Origin of the sequence: Methylopila musalis, from assembly GCF_042679725.1 — a bacterium.
GTDB lineage: Bacteria > Pseudomonadota > Alphaproteobacteria > Rhizobiales > Methylopilaceae > Methylopila > Methylopila musalis.
In genome coordinates this window covers 57,327-71,962 of sequence record NZ_JBHTMX010000001.1, presented here as the reverse complement: position 1 = coordinate 71,962, position 14,636 = coordinate 57,327, and the positions used below count along the sequence as shown (strand labels likewise).

The following is a 14,636-nucleotide window of genomic DNA, read 5'->3' as shown; positions in this document are numbered from 1 at the left end:
TCAGACGGACAGATGAGCGGGGATGCGCAGGTGGCGGCGGCCGACCTCGACGAAGAGCGGATCGCGCTTTGCAGCCCACACGGCTGCGATATGGCCAACGGCCCAGATCAGCAGACCCACGAGCCAGAGGCGCAGGCCGAGGCCCACGGCTCCGGCCAGCGTGCCGTTCAGGATGGCGAGCGCGCGCGGTGCGCCGCCGAGCAGAATGTGCTCGGTCAGCGCCCGGTGAACCGGGACGGTGAAACGCGGCACCGCGTCGAGTTGTTCGAACGCCGCCGCCATCAGACGAGCGCCCCGCCGCCGAATGAGAAGAACGACAGGAAGAAGCTCGACGCCGCAAACGCGATGCTGAGGCCGAAGACGATCTGGATCAGCTTCCGGAAGCCGCCGGAGGTGTCACCGAACGCCAGCGCCAGGCCAGTGGCGATGATGATGATGACAGCGACGATCTTGGCCACCGGCCCCTCGATGGATTCGAGGATTTTCTGGAGCGGTGCTTCCCACGGCATGGACGAGCCGGAGGCATGGGCGGCGGGAACCAGGACGAGATTGATGTAGGTGAAGGTGGCGGCCGTCGCGGCATAGCGGCGAACGCGCATGGTGGTGCGGATCATGTTGGCGCTCCTGTGCGGTCAAGGGTTGCGGGGGTGATGGCGTAGTCGCCGTCCGGGCCGAGCCCTTCGACACGGGCGAGTTCGGCGAGCCGGCGCGCGGAGCCGCGACCGGAGAGGACAGCAACGAGATCGATGGTCTCGGCGATCAGGGCGCGCGGGACCGTGACGACGGCCTCCTGGATGAGTTGTTCAAGGCGACGCAGCGCGCCGATGCCGCTCCCGGCGTGGATCGTGCCGATGCCGCCGGGGTGGCCGGTTCCCCATGCCTTGAGGAGATCGAGAGCCTCGGAGCCGCGCACCTCGCCGATGGGAATGCGATCGGGGCGCAGGCGCAGGGAGGATCGGACCAACTCGGAAAGCGTCGCGACGCCATCCTTGGTTCGCATAGCGACGAGGTTGGGCGCGGCGCATTGCAGTTCGCGCGTGTCCTCGATGATGACGACGCGATCGGATGATTTCGCGACCTCGACGAGCAGCGCATTGGTGAGCGTGGTCTTGCCGGTCGAGGTGCCGCCCGCGACGAGAATGTTGGCGCGCGAGTCGACTGCGGCGCGCAGCGTCGCGGCTTGGTCGGCATTCATGATTCCGGCCGCCACATAGTCATCGAGCGTGAAGACCGCGACGGCGGGCTTTCGGATGGCGAAGGCCGGCGCGGCGACGACGGGCGGCAACAGGCCCTCGAACCGCTCGCCGGTCTCGGGTAATTCGGCCGAGACACGTGGACTGCGTGGATGGACTTCGGCGCCGACATGGTGTGCGACGAGGCGGACGATGCGTTCGCCATCGGCGGCGGACAGCCGCTCCCCCGTATCGGCGAGGCCCTCCGACAACCGATCTACCCACAGGCGACCGTCCGGATTCAACATCACCTCGACGACGGAAGGGTCTTCGAGCAGATGGGTGATGGTCGAACCGAGCGCCGTGCGCAGCATCCGCGCGCCACGCGCGAACGCCTCCGGCTTCTGGCTGGTTGTGGTCATTTCTGCCCCGCTTCCTGACGGGGCAAAACAGACGCTCCCCGGATCGGGGTGATTAAAGGAACCCGGAATCGGGCCGGTTCAACAAGTATCGGTCGTCGTAGTAGCGTAGCGTGCAAATACAGGAGAACGGCGGGGGCACGAGATCTCGGCTCAGTACCATCTTAGCCGAGTGATAAGATTCAGCTCTGAATGAGCACCTGCTCGTATCCAGCTTTGATAGATGCTCAATGACAGGGATTGGTGGGAAGGGGACTGGCAGGTTTTGAACCAAATGATGACAAAGCTGACTTTACAGTTTTTCTATATCGTAGACGACGAGATTTAAGCGCCGCTGCTCGTCCTGCGTCCAGCCATGCTAGGCGCTATCGCTTCTAACGCTGCCGAAAGTGTCGAACTCCACGCGATCATGGATGCCGGGATCGGCATCTGAGTTGCAAAGCTCGAAAGCGATGTCGGCATAAAAACCCGTTCCATAACGACGGAAGCAAATATGCCAGCGATGACGGAAAGCCTGATCCATTTTGAATTCAAAATGCCGATCGCTTACGCCTGAAATCAGACCGACAGATCCTCTATTTATACGGTGCATGAGATCCCTGTCATCGAGAAGCACACGCATCTCATTGATGAGGTCGTCGGCTAATGGCACCTCAGTCATGGCCGAAAATTCGGGCCAAAGCTGGCGATAACCAGCCGACACCGTGTTCAGCTTCATGCCGTCCATATCCATCAAGGCGCGAATGGACGATTGTCGCTCGATGAGCAGTCGCTCCAGCGCATATTCGTCGCGCAATGTTCCTGCCATCAGATCAATAATCTGAGACATGCGTTCCTGCGAGGGCACATCCAGCCCCTGCTCCCAGCGCGCTATGGTGGGCTGGGACACGCCAAGCAGAGACGCCAGGCCTGCTTGCTTCATATTGTTCATCCGCCGCCAGCTTCGCAGTTGCCCTCCCAGGGCGTTTGCAGCTGGCCCGACTTGATCTTGATGGGCCTCGGTCAAATAATAATCCTACCCATAGGCAGCAACGAACTACGAAGTGGCATCATTCGGCGTGTCATCTTGAACACAAGGACGGCAGGTGTGTGTTAATTTCCAATGAAACTGCGCCACTTTTATTGCGTATTTTATATACCTAGAGGTATTCGCTCTCCTTTCCTAGCGTTGCGCTGATCGCTGCCAAACGACCCCTGCAAATTCCGGCCGCTATCGCATTCGCGCTCTTGCGCGCGTTACGAAAGGAAAGCTCGCCTTGAAAACCCAAATCCTCACATCCCTTCGGGCTGTCTCGGTTGCTCTTGCATTGTCTGTGGGCGTGACGTCGCTCTGTGTGGCCACCGCGCATGCTCAACAGGCAATCCAGAGCCTGCCTCTGGCCGGCCTCGAATTTGAACTTTTCGACACATGGAGCGTCGAAAAACTCAATTCGATCCTGTCGCAGGATTTCCCAAAATTCGCTGGGATCGACGTTGCCTATACGCCCGCCCAGAATGCGGTTCGCCTCTATCGCGTCAGCTATGACTCGGTCGTGCCTGAACAGGGCAACCGACCCATCCGAACCTCCGGCCTGATTGCTATTCCCGACGTGGCAGCGACAACGCTGCCGCTAGTGTCCTATCAGCACGGCACCGTGTACGGCAAAGAAGAGGTGCCCTCGACCCCCGAGCACTCTCCCGAAACCCAGTTGATGATCGCCCAGTTCGCCGCGCAGGGCTATATCGTTATCGGTGCCGACTATTTCGGCATGGGCACTTCAAGCGAGCCAGAAGGCTACATGGTCAAGGCCAGCCACCAGCAGGCAACCGTTGACATGCTTTTTGCCGCGCAGCCGATCATCAAAGAGCTTGGCTTTGCCACGGATGATCTTTTTCTTGCTGGCTGGTCGCAGGGTGGTTTTGTCACCACGGCCTTGCTTGAAAAGCTTGAGGAAATTGGCGTTCCGGTGGCCGCTGCCGCCACAGCTTCCGCGCCAATCGATCTCGCTGCCGAGATGAACGGCATTCTCTATTTTCCGCGAGAAATCGACGCGGCCTGGATTGGCACAACCTTCATCCTCTCCTCATTCGCCTTCGAGAACTATTATAATGTCCCGGGTCTCGCTGCCTCGCTGATCAAGCCGGAGCATTATGAGGTTGCCCGCGCAGCCTATATGCGAGAGCCTTTCGATGTCGCCGATGTTCCGACAACGCTTGAGGACTTGCTGCGTCCAGAATATTTCGAGCCGAACTACTTCAAAAGCTCGACTTATGGTCGACTGATGGCCGACACACAGGCCTATCGTCGCGTCATCACGGTTCCAATGCGCAACTATTATGGCGATACCGATGAGGCAATCCCGGTCGGCGTTGCACGTCTGGCGATGACCTATCAGCAGAGCCTGGGCTCCGGTAACAACATTGTCGAAGCAATCTCGACAGGCGAAACCGATCATCGCGGCACTTATGCCAAGGCGGTGCCGGAGTGGAAAATCTGGTTCGATACGCTGTCCGAATAGGAACGTCCTGCGCTCATCGCCTCAAAGGTGGTGAGCGCAGAAACTTTCTTCGTAGAAAGTGCCACAAAATTTAAGCGGCTGTGGCTGCTTTTTGGAGTTCAAGGTTCACGTCGGCAGGTCCGAAATGGGGTCGAACCGTGCCTTCGTCCCACCGCCCTTCTAATCAACAGCCCTCAATAGGGCCCAACGATTGTCGGACGTGCGAGGCCAAGCCCACCCAGCTACCATCATCAACCGGGACCTAATCGCGCTTCAATCGTCCGTGCGCGTGGCCTGAAAATTCGCACGCGCATCGAGGATGGCAAGATGATGGTCATCGGCCCAGTCCATCAGGGTCTTGAGCGGGGTCAGGAAAGATTGTCCCATTGCGCTCAGCGCATAGTCTACGCGGGGTGGTGTGGAGGCGTGGACGGTTCTGGTTACGAGTCCGTCCTCCTCAAGTTTCCGTAGTGTACGTGACAGTACTTGTTTTGAAATATCGCCGATGGCGCGGTGCAGGGCGTTGAACCGCATCGACTGTTCTCCAAGATGGGCAAGAACTAACAAACTCCATTGATCGCCGACGCGGTCGAGTACATCGCGCACGACACAAGGCTGGCTGAAATTGGCGCCGCCGGGCGGCAGGATTCCCAAACGAGTGTTCATCGCCGGTATCTACCAATGGTCATTTTCAAGTGACCTGATCATAAAAACATTCCTTCTTGCGAACTGTTTGGTCCGCGCCTAGCTATCGGTAACAAATATAGACCATATCCGCAAATCATACCTAAGCTCCGCATTATGGTCGCAACAGGAAGGATCTTTCAATGACGACAACAAACACCAAAAACATCACCATCATCGGCGGCACTGGCTATGCCGGTTCGGCCATCGCGCGGGAAGCAGTGGCACGTGGACATAAGGTCACCGTGGTCAGCCGCAATGGCACTGCGGAGCCAATCGCAAACGTAAATTATGTCGCTTCGCCGGTTGCGCAGGCGGGCGCTTCTGTTGCCGGTGCCGATGTGGTGGTGGGCGCTCTTTCCCCACGTGCCGAAAATGCTGGCACATTGCGGGCCGCTTATGGCCAACTGGCACGTCAATCGGCCGATGCAGGTGCGCGCCTTGTGCTTGTCGGCGGGTTCTCGTGCCTGCGTCGCACGGCAGGTGGTCCTCGCATTCTCGATAGCGAAGGACTGCCAAGCGAAGTGCCTGCCGAGGTCGTAGCGGAAGCACAGGAAAATCTCGATGTGCTGAACGATTTGCTGGCCGATACTTCCGGTCTCGATTGGCTGTTTGTTTCTCCTGGCCTCGAATTTTCGGCCTGGTCGCCGGGCGAAGACCTCGGGCGCTACCGCATAGGAGATGATGTCGCGCTGTTTGACGAAAGCGGCAAATCGGCGATCAGCGGCGTTGATTATGCGCGTGCCGTGGTCGATGAGATCGAGAACCCCACCCGACATCGTGCCCAGATCGGCGTTGCCTATTGATCAGCGCAGCAGGATAATTGCCCACGCAACGGAGCGATTCCAGCAAACGTGCCCTACATTTGCTGGAATCGCGACCAATCAGAGGCATGAACCTTTCCAACGAACGCACCCGGCGCAACTACATTTTCAGATGTGGCAGTGGGGTAGTGCGCCGACCCGATACGCGAACGCCGTAGGATGGGTGCTTCAAAGGCGAACGGCCGCTTTCAGGTTTTAGCGAACCGGTAACGAACGTCTTCGATGGGGTCGAAAACCGCCTCTCGGGCAATCGGCCAATTTGTGTGCGCGGTGTGATTTATGAATCGCTCATTGCCTCTCTGCCCGGCGACTCGCCGACATCTTCAACGATCTCCTGCCGAAGTTTCGGTCCCTGGGCCAAGCGCCGTCCAAGGGCCGCGATGAACGCCTCGTAGCGCTTCCCGACCATGGCGCGCGCTGCCTGGGCTGCGGGCTCGGGCAGCGCCGGCGTCGTGTTGAGCCAGAACCGGATGAATACGGCCATGGTTTCGACGGAGATCCCGATGTCGCGCTCCATGCGGTTGAGACGGCGATCGATCTGGTCGAGGCGTTTGGCGACCACGGCTTCACGCCGCTCCGCGTCGTCCGGCGACAGGAAGGACGCGATGGCGGCCTCTGCGATCAGGGAGAGCGGTTGTTCGCGTCGGCCTGCATAGTCCGATAGCGTCGCCATGATGTCGGGGGCGAGATAGACGGAAATCGGCACCTTCCTCTTGCGTCCGGGCATGGTGCTACAGCTCCATGCCGTCATTGGGATCGAGCGAGACCTGGCGGGCAACGCCGCGCATGACGCGGGTCAGCCGCTGGTTGCGCGCGGCGTCGTCCTCTGTGTCGTCAGGCAAATCGATCTCAAACTCATTGTCGATCGGCGCCTTCTTTTCGATGGGCTTCACCCGGTTGAGTTCGGGCTGATGCCGACGTTCGGACTCGGTGGAATCCTCTTCACCGTCACCGCTGGTCGTTGGCGCAGCGTTTTCGGTCATGTCCGGGCGCGCGGGGATCGGCAGCTTGCTCCAATCGTCGGGCCGACCTTCAGCAGGCCGCGCCAGCCCCGGCGGTGACATGATGCGTTCCTTGAAGCGGGCATCTTCATAGTAGCGCGCCTTCTTCGCCCGGATCGGCGGCGTCCCGGCGACCATGACGATCTCGTCGGTCGGCGGGAGCTGCATGATCTCGCCTGGTGTCAGGAGCTGTCGCGCGGTCTCCGAGCGCGACACCATCAAATGGCCGAGCCAGGGCGAGAGCCGATGCCCGGCGTAGTTCTTCATCGCCTTCATCTCGGTCGCGGTTCCGAGCGCGTCGCTGACCCGCTTCGCGGTCCTTTCGTCGTTCGTCGCAAAGGAAACGCGCACATGGCAGTTGTCGAGGATCGAGTTGTTCGGGCCGTAAGCCTTCTCGATCTGGTTCAGCGATTGAGCGATCAGAAAGCTCTTGAGGCCGTAGCCCGCCATGAAGGCCAGCGCGGACTCGAAGAAATCGAGGCGGCCGAGGGCGGGAAACTCGTCGAGCATGAGCAGCAGGCGATGCCGCCCGGCCTTCGCTTGCAGATCCTCGGTGAGACGGCGGCCGACCTGATTGAGGATCAGGCGTATCAACGGCTTGGTGCGGTTGATGTCGGACGGCGGCACGACGAGGTAGAGCGTGGTCGGGAGCTTGCCGCCCACCATGTCGCTGATCCGCCAGTCGCAGCGCCGTGTCACCTCGGCGACGACAGGGTCACGGTAGAGGCCGAGAAACGACATGGCGGTGGAGAGCACGCCCGAGCGTTCGTTGTCCGATTTGTTGAGCAGCTCGCGCGCGGCGCTGGCGATGACGGGGTGCGGCCCTGCCTCGCCGAGGTGGCTGGTCTTCATCATCGCGGCAAGCGTCGACTCGATCGGGCGCTTTGGATCTGACAGGAAAGCGGCGACGCCGGCCAATGTCTTGTCGTCTTCGGCGTAGAGGACATGCAGGATGGCGCCGACCAGCAGGGCATGACTGGTCTTCTCCCAATGGTTCCGCTTTTCGAGCGAGCCTTCGGGATCGACCAGGATGTCGGCGATGTTCTGGACGTCGCGGACTTCCCATTCGCCGCGGCGCACCTCGAGCAGCGGATTGTAGGCCGACGATTTGGGGTTGGTCGGGTCGAACAGCAGAACGCGGCCATGCCGGGCGCGAAAACCGGCGGTGAGCTGCCAGTTTTCCCCTTTGATGTCGTGGACGATGGCCGAGCCCGGCCAGGTCAACAGGGAGGGCACGACCAAGCCGACGCCCTTGCCCGATCGGGTCGGGGCGAAGCAAAGCACATGCTCGGGGCCGTCGTGACGGAGATAGTCGCGATCATAGCGGCCAAGCACGACACCGTCGGGACTGAGCAGGCCCGCGGCTTTCACCTCGTCCTTTCCGGCCCAGCGGGCGGAGCCGTAGGTCGCCGCGCTTTTTGCTTCGCGGGCGCGCCAGACCGACATGCCGATGGCGACGGCTATGGCGATGAAGCCGCCCGACGCCGAGATCATCCCGCCCTTGGCGAAGACCTCCGGCGCGTAGGCGTCGTAGAAATACCACCACCAGAAGAACGCCGGCGGATAGTAGATCGGTAGGCCGAACAGGGAGAACCAGGGCGCGCCGAGCTGCGCCTGAAAGCCGAGGCTCCATGCGACATATTGCGTCGCCGCCCAGGTGGTGAGTAGTACGATGAGGAAGACGACGGCGATCTGGCCCCACAGGATTTTGGTCGCGGACATTGCTGCGGTCCTTTCTTCTTAGGTGATTAGAGGCCGAGCCCCCGCTTGCGGCCGAAGCTCCAGTCGACACCGCCGTCGCCGCGGGCGACCCCGGAGACGTGCTTGCCGAGCTGGCTCTCGAGGGACGGCGACCAGGGCACGAGCTGGAAGCCGAGGCCGTCATCGATCATCGCGAAGCGGCCGGATGCGAGCGTCATGCGCTGGCGATAGGTGCCGGCGACATATTCGCCATTGCCGGCCGCTTTGAACGGCTGGCCTGTCTCCTTCGCCAGCCGGTCGGCAACAGCGCCCACCTCGCGGCGGCGAAGCGTCTCGATCAGGTTGCGGCTGAAGATGACGCGGCGGCCTTGCTGCTCGGCGAGACCTTCGTGGACCAGCTGCTCCGCCCGTTGTCGCATCGCGTGCCGCACCTCGGCGCCGAAGCCGCCCTCCGACATGGCGACGGGTTCGCGGGCGATGGACTGCCGGTCGAGCCAGGTCGCGCCCGAGGCGTTCACCTGATGCTGGAGATCGAGATCGGAGCGGACGGCAAGTGCGACGCGGCGTTCGCCGCGAGCATCTTCGAACGTGCGCAGCTCGACGATCGACCCCGGCGCGCTGTCCCCCGCCGCATCGAGATGCGGCAAGCGGATGTGGTGGGTCCGGCCATCGACGCCGTCGACCACGGCGTAGGCCGTTCCCTTCAGCTCGTCATCGAGGCCGCGCTCGACCAGACGGCCGATGACCGGCACATCGAGGCTTTCCCCTGCCAGGACGTAGTTGCCCGAGCCGCGGTCGATACCGCGTTCGGTGAGTGCGCGGTGCATGCGCTTGATGATGTCGCCGCGTTCGCCGAGCTGGCGCAGCGTCACCTCAGCCTGATCGTCGATCATCCACTGGCCAGGTCCGACTTCACTGGCGAGGCCGAGGGCTGCGAGTTTGCGCAAGCGGCCCACCTTCTCGACGGCGTAGGCGTCGGGCTGGCGGCCGACCTCCGGGGCGACATCGATGACGCCGGTCTTTCCAGCGTCGCGGACAAGCTGCCGATCAAGCTGCGTCCAGCGCTCCGCCTCGATCTGGCGTTCGAGCGTGCGGCGAATATCGAGATCCGTACGCGGGCCAAGCTCTTGTGTGATGAGGTCACGCGCGCGATCGCGCATACCCTCCTTGATGTAGTCGCGCGAGATCACGAGGTCCTGGCCGTCGTCGCGGACGCCGCGCACGATCAGATGGACGTGAGGATGCTCGGTGTTCCAGTGATCGACCGCGACCCAATCGAGCCGCGTGTCCAGGTCCCTTTCCATCTGGCCGACAAGATCGCGGGTGAAGGACTTGAGGTCCGACATCTCCACGGCGTCGTCCGGTGAGACGATGAAGCGGAAATGATGGCGATCATCCTCGCATCGCCCGGCGAAGGCGCGGTCATCAGCTTCCTCCGTTCTCGGCCCGAACAGTCGGGCCTTTTCTCCATCACGGGTCACGCCATCGCGGCGGAGATAATCGAGATGCGTGCCGAGCGGCGCGGTGCGGCCGGAGTGCCGCACGACGCGGGCCTTGATGACTGCGCCGCGCGTGCGCGCGGTGATGAAGCGGTTCGCCTGGATGCTGGCGCGCTGGCCTCGGCCGAAGCGCGAGCGATTAGCGGCAACGACGCGCCCGGAGCGCGAGACGCCGCCGCCCGCCTTCTTCGCGGCGGCCAGCGCCTGCGCGACGAAAGGCCGAGCCGACTGTGCGCGGGTCGATCGGATGCGCCCAGGCCGAACACGAAACTCGTGGTCATCGGCCATGACGCGAGACCGCAATGTGCGAAAAATCGCGCTGATACAGGCAATTGGGCGTCAGGCGCACATTGCCGATGAGCACGGCAATGTGCGGAGCGCGCCAAAATATCCTGCAAAAACAACCGCCCGACCGCCGCGCAATGTGCGGCCTTTTATCCTGCCATCGTGCGGTTGTTGTGCCTGCCTCTCCCCCTTGTGCCCTCCATGTCACGCCGGAATGCGACAGAGTGCGAAGGATACTTCCGCAGCTCATCGGGGCGTCCCCCCGTCAGAGCGAGCGACCACGGTCGGGGCGTTCGAGTCTTCGGCGGTATCGGGAGCGCGCCCCGCGACGGAGGAGCGGCTGTCGTTCGACCGCGCGTTTTCCGATGGCGATGTTGCCGAACGATCGTCGGCGGAACGCACGACGAAGAGCGGCGCTTCCCGCCAATCCGGCGGCGGTGGCGGCGCAACCGATGGCGCGCTCGCCGGCGATGTCGCGCCTAGCTGCGGAGCCAGCAGCGCGATGTAGGCGCGCGTTTCGGCGGGCAGGGCGCGGCCGGTCTGGACGTATTCGTCGTAGCGGCCAGGCCCCGCATTGTAGGCGCCGAGCATTGCGGGGATCGTGCGATAGCGGTCGAACATTTCACGCAGGTAGGCAGCGCCTGCGAGGATGTTGTCGCGCGGGTCGTAGGGATCACGCCCGAGCCCATAGCGAACGCGAAGCGCGGCCCAAGTATCGGGCATGACCTGCATCAACCCCAGCGCGCCGGCCGACGATACCGCGCGCACATCGCCGGCGCTTTCGGCGCGTTTGACGGCGACGATCCAGTGTTCGGGAATGCCGAACCGCTGCGAGGCTTCGGTGACGAAGGCCGCGTGCGGATCGCCAGCGACCGTGCGCGCTGCCGACACGGACTGGGCAAGAGCGGCGTCCGTTGCGCCCGCTGCGAGGGCCAGGCCGGAAAGGAGAAGGAAGGCCATGCGCCGGACGGCGTAATGCCGCCCGCGCGCATCCCGATGGCTCATCGTTGGACGGGGACCGGACATCGGTCAGTCCTTCCCGGCGCGGTCGCGCGGGCGCGACCAGTGCAGCGACCAGGCGTTCCCGGCGTCATCGTCGCGGAACAGATTGGCGCGGATCGGCTGCGGCAGCGCAGGATCGTCGATCAGTACGGCAACGTATTCGCCCGCGCGCTCGCCGGTGCGTTTCCAGCCCGCCCCGATTTCGGGGCCGGCTTCGGCTTTGCCATCGTCGCTGGCGTGAACGCGGTAATCGGGCGCGTTCTCGGCATCGGAGGGCTCTGCCGGCACGATGACGACGTCGCGGAAGAGCGTGAACGTCTCCAGCTTGCCGGCGAAGCCCGTGTCCTGGCGCGTGAATTGACCAATCTGAGGCATGATGACTTCCTTTGCGGCGGCGTTGGGAAAGCCATCGGTGGGCGCCGCCCCCGCCGATAGCGAGGTGTTCATCGCGTCGCTGCGCGCCATTCGAAGCGGCCCGTTCCGTCCTCGTCTGTCCACAGGGGGACGGCGCGGCCGATGATCCGGTCAGTGGAGGTCAGGCCGAAATAGCGACCGTCCAGGCTGTCGCGGACCTGCCAGTTCATGAGGAAGACTTCGCCGGTCGGGATACGGCGGCAGCCCTGCCAGACCGGCAGGTCGCGCCCGGCGCGATCACGCGGCAGCGCATCGCCCATGTCGACGCCGTCGATCGTGATGGAGAGGTTCGAGCGGCAAACGGTCTGCCCCGCAACGCCGAGAATGCGCTTCAGCAGCGGGACGCCTTTGGGAAGATAGCCGCGTTCGGCCATGAAGGTCGCGAGCGGCTCGGGCGCATCGACGGCAACGAGATCGGTGACGTCGAACGGGCCATCGACGTCGATCGTGTAGAAGCCGATGGGGGTGCTCGCCGATGCGTTCCACAGGAGCTTGATCGGCATCGGGGTGAGCGCCGGATAGCTGATGCCCGTGGTCGCGAGAGCCATGACGAGGAAGAGACCGGCGCGGGTCACGACCGCGTCCTCCTGCGCAGGAGGAAGGCGCGATGCTGGTCGAGCGTATAGGGGCGCGGCTGATGTCCAGCCGCCATCCGGTTGTGGACGTGCCGCCAGTGTTCTGGCGAAACGGCGTCCGCCTCGATGCCGATCGCTTCGATGGCATCGACGTGGCGCAGCACGTCTTCGACCTTCGGCCATCCGTCGATCCTGAGCAGGATTTCACCGCCCGGCCGGACGAAAGGCAGCGTCTGGTAGGGCTCTCCGGGCTCGACCGCGCGCACGATGTCGATGCGCGAGATGATCGTGCCGAAGTCGTTGGCTGCCCATCGCACGAACGCGAATACGGTGTTCGGACGGAAGGAGATGACACGCCGGCGGCGGTCGAGGATCTGTTCATGCGCCTCACGGCCGAACCTGATCCAGTATTCGATCTTCTTCTCGATCCACGTCAGTTCGACGTGGGTCATGCTGTCATGGGGGAGCGCTGACGGCAGCGGGCCGCCGCGCATGCGGGGAGCCGCAGTGCCGGTCATGTGGGGTCTCCTGGTGTCGAGGGGAATTCACTCGCGAGCAGCTCGCGCAGCATGTCGGCGACGGTGACGCCGCGCCCGAAGGCGGCGATCTTGATCCGTCCGCGCAGTTCAGGCGTCACATCGATGGTGAGCCTGGCGGTGAACGCAGCGACGTCAGCGGCGCGTGGTGCGTTGTCCGCAGCCTTGATCCATTGGTCGGGATCGGCGGGGCGCGAGGCGAAGCCACGACGCGGGGATCGTTCGTTCATTGTGCGCCCCCGTCGATCTGCAGATGCAAGAGTTCGTCGGCGAACGCCGCGATCTCGCGGGTGGCCGATGTCGCATCGGCGAGTTCGGCGACCAGGCGGCCGGTCTGCGCGGCGGCGGCGAAGGCGATACGTTGGCCGATGGTGGTGGCGAGCAACGGTGGATCGTGATCGGCCAGGGTCTCGGCGGTCTCGCGGGCCAGGACGGTGCGCGCACCGCAGCGATTGAGCACGAAGCGGGCGACCAGTTCCGGGCGATAGACGCGGGCTTCGCGGAGCAGCGCCAGCATCTCGGCCGATGCCCAGCCGTCGAGCGGCGACGGCTGCGCCGGGATCAGAACGAGGTCGGCGGCGAGCAGCGCCGAGCGCATGAGGGCTGCGACACGCGGCGGGCCGTCGATGACGACGTGGTCGACATCGCGGGCCAGTTCCGGCGCTTCGCGGTGGAGCGTGTCGCGCGCCAGGCCGACGACGCCGAACCGGCGCGGCAGGCCCTCATGGCTGCGCTGCTCAGACCAGTCGAGGGCCGAGCCCTGTGGGTCCGCGTCGATCAGCGTGACGTGCTGACCGCGCCCGGCGAGTTCGCCGGCAAGGTTGAGCGCCAGCGTCGTCTTGCCGACACCGCCTTTCTGGTTGAGGAACGCGACGATCATCGCGCACCTCCAGGCGGATCGAGGAGCGGAAGCTGATCGGGGGAAGCCGGTTCGCTCTCTTTCCGGCTCGTCTGAGCTGCTGGAGCACCCTTGAGCGGTGATTTGCCGGCGGCGCGGAGGCTCGCTGCGGCGGTGCGGATGAGGTTTTCCACATCACGCGCGCGCTCTTCAAAGTTAGATTCTTGGTTAGATTCTAAGTTAAGGGCGCGAAGCCGCCCACGATTTCCAGACGTTAAGGCCGGACTGGGTTCCTGATGGCACGAGCCTCGGGTTCCCGATGGCACGATAGGTCGGGTTCCCGATAGCACGAGGCCGCCCACAGGTTTTCCACAGGCGGCCAGTGGCTCGAAAGCCAGCAGCGTGCGCCCGCCGATTTCCACCTCGAGCGACAGGACGTAGCCGGGCAGTGGTTGGCGCCGCACGATGTCGCGCAGTTCGAAAGCGAAGCGCTTGAACGGCGACAGGCTGCCGGATTTGACGTGGAGGTGGCGTAGGTCGAAGCGCCAGCCGCCGCGCTGACGGCCGCCGTGTTTGCGCACGATGCGGTAGAGCCAGCGATCAAGGCCGCCGGTGAGATCGAAATAAGCCGGGTCGATGGTGAGGATGAGCGCGTCATCGAGGACGGCCTTGTAGAACCAGTCGGGGACGATCAGCTCGATGCCATCAGGCCGTCCCTGGCGATCCGTGCGCTCCTGCCACTCGTTTATCCACGAGAAGCGGTGACGGCGGCCTTCGGCGGGCTGGCGGATCGACGTCGAGATGGTGGTCGATTGCAGCCGGTCGAGCGCGGCCTTGAGGCGCTGATAGTCGCGCATGGATGTGCCGCGACCAACATAGGTGAGGATCTCATAGGGGGTCGCCGCCATCAGACGCGAGGTGCGCAGGCCCGCGTCGCGGGCCTCGACGATCTGGCTGGCGGCCCAGATCAGGATGTCGGCGTCCCAGATCGTGGCCATGCCATGATCGGGAACGGCCTCTACCCGGATGGAGACGCCGCCCGCCGAAAAGTCGATCGGCGCTATGCGGTGCGATTTCGAGAGGGAGAAGAAGGGATAGGCCATGAGATCCTGCGCGTCTCGTGGCGCGAAGTCGCCGGGAAGCGCGCGAAACAGGTCGAGCTGCCCACGCTCCGAAGGGTCACGACGACGCACCACCATGAAAGGGACC

At 63.5% G+C, this 14,636-nt stretch carries 17 protein-coding genes; 2 read left to right on the top strand and 15 right to left on the bottom strand.

Features of this window, described 5'->3' with window-relative positions; translation table 11 throughout:
- From ACFQ4O_RS00370 to ACFQ4O_RS00355, 4 genes are all read right to left on the bottom strand, one after another.
- Positions 1-282: a VirB3 family type IV secretion system protein gene (locus ACFQ4O_RS00370; protein ID WP_378773586.1), complete on the bottom strand. Its 282-nt coding sequence runs from the start codon at positions 280-282 to the stop codon at positions 1-3.
- The gene (locus tag ACFQ4O_RS00365; protein ID WP_378773584.1) at positions 282-614 is read right to left on the bottom strand and encodes a TrbC/VirB2 family protein; all 333 of its coding nucleotides are present in this window, start codon (positions 612-614) and stop codon (positions 282-284) included. The genes ACFQ4O_RS00370 and ACFQ4O_RS00365 overlap by 1 nt, the downstream gene beginning before the upstream one ends.
- Complete coding sequence (gene trbB, locus ACFQ4O_RS00360; protein ID WP_378773582.1) at positions 611-1,594, bottom strand: P-type conjugative transfer ATPase TrbB; 984 nt, start codon at positions 1,592-1,594, stop codon at positions 611-613. The genes ACFQ4O_RS00365 and trbB overlap by 4 nt, the downstream gene beginning before the upstream one ends.
- A 355-nt stretch (positions 1,595-1,949) precedes the next feature.
- Positions 1,950-2,597: a helix-turn-helix domain-containing protein gene (locus tag ACFQ4O_RS00355; protein WP_378773581.1), complete on the bottom strand. Its 648-nt coding sequence runs from the start codon at positions 2,595-2,597 to the stop codon at positions 1,950-1,952.
- Positions 2,598-2,847: 250 nt separating this feature from the next.
- Between ACFQ4O_RS00355 and ACFQ4O_RS00350 the strand changes: the two genes are divergently transcribed.
- Entirely contained in the window at positions 2,848-4,089 is a 1,242-nt protein-coding gene (locus tag ACFQ4O_RS00350; RefSeq protein WP_378773580.1) for an alpha/beta hydrolase family protein, read from the top strand.
- Positions 4,090-4,341: 252 nt separating this feature from the next.
- Here the strand turns inward: ACFQ4O_RS00350 and ACFQ4O_RS00345 are convergent, their stop codons facing one another.
- Positions 4,342-4,734, bottom strand: a complete 393-nt coding sequence (locus tag ACFQ4O_RS00345; protein ID WP_378773579.1) for a winged helix-turn-helix transcriptional regulator — start codon at positions 4,732-4,734, stop codon at positions 4,342-4,344.
- A 161-nt stretch (positions 4,735-4,895) separates the two neighbouring features.
- Here ACFQ4O_RS00345 and ACFQ4O_RS00340 point away from each other — a divergent pair, with 161 nt between their 5' ends.
- On the top strand, positions 4,896-5,558 hold the full coding sequence (locus ACFQ4O_RS00340; protein ID WP_378773577.1) for an NAD(P)-dependent oxidoreductase: 663 nt from the start codon (positions 4,896-4,898) through the stop codon (positions 5,556-5,558).
- 295 nt (positions 5,559-5,853) lie between these two features.
- Here the strand turns inward: ACFQ4O_RS00340 and ACFQ4O_RS00335 are convergent, their stop codons facing one another.
- The 10 genes from ACFQ4O_RS00335 to ACFQ4O_RS00290 all read right to left on the bottom strand — a co-directional run bounded on the left by ACFQ4O_RS00335 (position 5,854) and on the right by ACFQ4O_RS00290 (position 14,626).
- Positions 5,854-6,303 (bottom strand): CopG family transcriptional regulator, encoded by a 450-nt coding sequence (locus ACFQ4O_RS00335; RefSeq protein ID WP_378773576.1) that lies wholly within the window; start codon positions 6,301-6,303, stop codon positions 5,854-5,856.
- A 4-nt stretch (positions 6,304-6,307) separates the two neighbouring features.
- Positions 6,308-8,299, bottom strand: a complete 1,992-nt coding sequence (locus ACFQ4O_RS00330; protein ID WP_378773575.1) for a conjugal transfer protein TraG — start codon at positions 8,297-8,299, stop codon at positions 6,308-6,310.
- Positions 8,300-8,325: 26 nt separating this feature from the next.
- Positions 8,326-10,065 (bottom strand): relaxase/mobilization nuclease domain-containing protein, encoded by a 1,740-nt coding sequence (locus ACFQ4O_RS00325; RefSeq protein ID WP_378773573.1) that lies wholly within the window; start codon positions 10,063-10,065, stop codon positions 8,326-8,328.
- A 243-nt stretch (positions 10,066-10,308) separates the two neighbouring features.
- Positions 10,309-11,088: a lytic transglycosylase domain-containing protein gene (locus tag ACFQ4O_RS00320; protein ID WP_378773572.1), complete on the bottom strand. Its 780-nt coding sequence runs from the start codon at positions 11,086-11,088 to the stop codon at positions 10,309-10,311.
- A 3-nt stretch (positions 11,089-11,091) separates the two neighbouring features.
- The gene (locus tag ACFQ4O_RS00315) at positions 11,092-11,439 is read right to left on the bottom strand and encodes a DUF736 domain-containing protein (RefSeq protein WP_045811420.1); all 348 of its coding nucleotides are present in this window, start codon (positions 11,437-11,439) and stop codon (positions 11,092-11,094) included.
- A gap of 68 nt (positions 11,440-11,507) precedes the next feature.
- Entirely contained in the window at positions 11,508-12,053 is a 546-nt protein-coding gene (locus ACFQ4O_RS00310; RefSeq protein ID WP_378773571.1) for a S26 family signal peptidase, read from the bottom strand.
- The gene (locus ACFQ4O_RS00305) at positions 12,050-12,571 is read right to left on the bottom strand and encodes a DUF2840 domain-containing protein (RefSeq protein WP_378773569.1); all 522 of its coding nucleotides are present in this window, start codon (positions 12,569-12,571) and stop codon (positions 12,050-12,052) included. The genes ACFQ4O_RS00310 and ACFQ4O_RS00305 overlap by 4 nt, the downstream gene beginning before the upstream one ends.
- A complete protein-coding gene (locus tag ACFQ4O_RS00300) occupies positions 12,568-12,819 on the bottom strand; it encodes a hypothetical protein (protein WP_378773567.1) in 252 nt (83 codons plus the stop codon). Before ACFQ4O_RS00300 ends, ACFQ4O_RS00305 begins: the two co-directional genes overlap by 4 nt.
- The gene (gene parA / locus ACFQ4O_RS00295) at positions 12,816-13,469 is read right to left on the bottom strand and encodes a ParA family partition ATPase (RefSeq protein WP_378773566.1); all 654 of its coding nucleotides are present in this window, start codon (positions 13,467-13,469) and stop codon (positions 12,816-12,818) included. The genes ACFQ4O_RS00300 and parA overlap by 4 nt, the downstream gene beginning before the upstream one ends.
- A complete protein-coding gene (locus ACFQ4O_RS00290) occupies positions 13,466-14,626 on the bottom strand; it encodes a replication initiator protein A (RefSeq protein WP_378773565.1) in 1,161 nt (386 codons plus the stop codon). The genes parA and ACFQ4O_RS00290 overlap by 4 nt, the downstream gene beginning before the upstream one ends.
- Positions 14,627-14,636 lie beyond the last annotated feature (10 nt).